Below are 2456 nucleotides of genomic sequence, written 5' to 3' on the forward strand. Positions count from 1 at the left end.
GTACGCGTCGGCCTTCTACATCACGACCGGCTTCCACGCGCTGCACGTCACCGGCGGCCTGATCGCCTTCCTGATGGTCATCGGCCGCGCCTACGCGGTCAAGAACTTCGGGCGCAAGGAGATGACCACCGCGATCGTCGTGTCCTACTACTGGCACTTCGTCGACGTCGTGTGGATCGTCCTGTTCGCCGTCATCTACCTGCTGCCCTTCGCGAGCTGAGAGCGAGCTGAAAAAGCCCATGGCACGACACACCCCTCGCCGCTCGAACGGCCGCCGCAGCCCCTGGGCCGCCGCCGCCCTCATCGGCATCGGCCTTCTCGTCACCGGCGGCGTCTACGCGGGAGCATCTGCTGCCGTGGCCGCCTCCGAGCCGCAGACCGTTTCCTCTGCACTCACGGTCGAAGACGGCAAGAAGCTGTTCCAGGCCAACTGCGCCACCTGTCACGGACTGGACCTCCAGGGCTCCGCGAACGGCCCGTCGCTGTACGGAGTCGGCGAACTCTCGGTCGAGTTCCAGATGGCCACGGGCCGCATGCCGCTGCAGATGCAGGGCCCGCAGGCTCCGCAGAAGCCGGTGCAGTTCACGCAGGAGCAGATCGAAGCGATCGCGGCGTTCACGCAGTCCGTCGCCCCCGGCCCGAGCTACCCCGACGCGCGCGTCCTCGACGGCGAAGGCGATGTCTCGGCGGGCGCGGAGCTCTTCCGCATCAACTGCGCGATGTGCCACAACGTCGCTGCGGCCGGTGGCGCCCTCACCGAGGGCAAGTACGCGCCGCCCATCACCGACACCAGCGCGCTGCACATCTACGCCGCGATGGTGACCGGCCCGCAGAACATGCCCGTCTTCAACGACCTGACGCTCACCACGGACGAGAAGCGCGACATCATCTCGTCGCTGCTGTACATGCAGGAGAACCCGTCTCCCGGCGGTTTCACCCTCGGCTCGCTCGGCCCCGTGTCGGAGGGTCTCTTCATCTGGATCTTCGGTATCGGCGGTTTGATCGCACTCACCGTGTGGATCACGGCGAAGTCGAACTGATCGATCACTGACACAGCATCACGGAACGCACGAGGAGCACCATGACACACGAGGACGACGCGCTCGAGCACGAGAGGGCTTCCTGGAAGCCTTCCCCGGGGCTCGCGGTCGCGGTATCCGACCCCGTGCACAACCCCGGCCTGCCGCCGCACCGCGCACGCATCACCGACAAGGATCCCGCCGCGATGAAGCGGGCCGAGCGCACGGTGTACACCCTGTTCTACCTTTCCCTCGCCGGGAGCATCTGGGCGGTCGCCGCCTACATGATCTTCCCGATCGAGAGCGGGTCGCTCATCGACATCCGCAACAACAACCTCTTCATCGGACTCGGCATCGGGCTCGCGCTGCTGGCCATCGGCATCGGTGCGATCCACTGGTCCAAGGCGATCATGTCCGACAAGGAGTTCACCGAGCCGCGTCACGCCACCCGCGGCCGCGACACGACGCGCGAAGCCGCCGTCGATGTCTTCCGTGAGGCCAACGAGGAGTCCGGTTTCGGTCGTCGCACGATGATCCGCAACTCGCTGATCGCCGCCGTCGTGGCATCCGTCGTCCCCGGCATCACGCTGTTCCGCGGCCTGGCGCCCGAGAACACTCCCGAGCACCCCCACGCCGGCGACCCGGTGTACCTGCTCAGCCACACCATGTGGAAGGAAGGCGAGCGTCTGGCGCACGACCCCAGCGGTCTGCCGATCCGTGCCGCCGACCTGACGCTGGGATCGGTCGTGCAGGTGATCCCCGAGTCGCTCGCGTCCCTGAGCCACCATGACGGCTACCTCGAAGAGAAGGCCAAGGCGATCGTCCTTGCCGTGCGCATGCTCCCCGAGCAGCTCAAAGAGACCGAGGAGCGCAAGGACTGGTCGTACGACGGCATCGTGGCGTACTCCAAGGTCTGCACGCACGTCGGCTGCCCCGTCGCCCTGTACGAGCAGCAGACCCACCACCTGCTGTGCCCCTGTCACCAGTCGCAGTTCGACGTCACCGACGGCGCGGCCGTCATCTTCGGCCCCGCCGCGCGCCCGCTGCCGCAGCTGCCGATCACCGTCGACGATGAGGGCTACCTCATCGCACGCAGCGACTTCACCGAGCCGGTCGGCCCGAGCTTCTGGGAGCGTCATTGAGCACCGCAACTGTCACTGAGGAAACGACCGAGAGGTCGAAGAACTCCGACGAGAAGCCGCTCGGCGGCCGCTTCGTCGCGGGTGCGGCGAACTACCTCGACGAGCGCACGAGCATCTCGGGCCTCGTCAAGGAGCTCGGTCGCAAGATCTTCCCCGACCACTGGTCGTTCATGCTCGGCGAGATCGCCCTGTGGAGCTTCGTCGTCGTGCTCCTGTCCGGCACGTTCCTGACGTTCTTCTTCCAGGCGTCGATGGTCGAGACGCACTACTACGGCGCCTACGAGGCGATGCGCGG

The 2456-nt window shown here is 66.7% G+C and carries 3 protein-coding genes and 1 pseudogene; all 4 read left to right on the forward strand.

Going from position 1 to position 2456, the window contains the following annotated elements; all coding sequences use genetic code 11:
* The coding region (locus NQ160_RS22235) for a cytochrome c oxidase subunit 3 (protein ID WP_257517214.1) at positions 1-220 on the forward strand (220 nt) is incomplete at its 5' end.
* Positions 221-239: 19 nt separating this feature from the next.
* Complete coding sequence (qcrC, locus tag NQ160_RS22240) at positions 240-1040, forward strand: cytochrome bc1 complex diheme cytochrome c subunit (RefSeq protein WP_257517215.1); 801 nt, start codon at positions 240-242, stop codon at positions 1038-1040.
* Between the two features lie 41 nt (positions 1041-1081).
* Positions 1082-2161 (forward strand): cytochrome bc1 complex Rieske iron-sulfur subunit, encoded by a 1080-nt coding sequence (qcrA, locus tag NQ160_RS22245; RefSeq protein ID WP_257517216.1) that lies wholly within the window; start codon positions 1082-1084, stop codon positions 2159-2161.
* Positions 2158-2456: pseudogene (locus NQ160_RS22250) on the forward strand (ubiquinol-cytochrome c reductase cytochrome b subunit); the annotation flags it as partial. The gene qcrA and the pseudogene NQ160_RS22250, both read left to right, overlap by 4 nt.

The sequence above is a fragment of the Microbacterium sp. zg.Y909 genome (assembly GCF_024626565.1).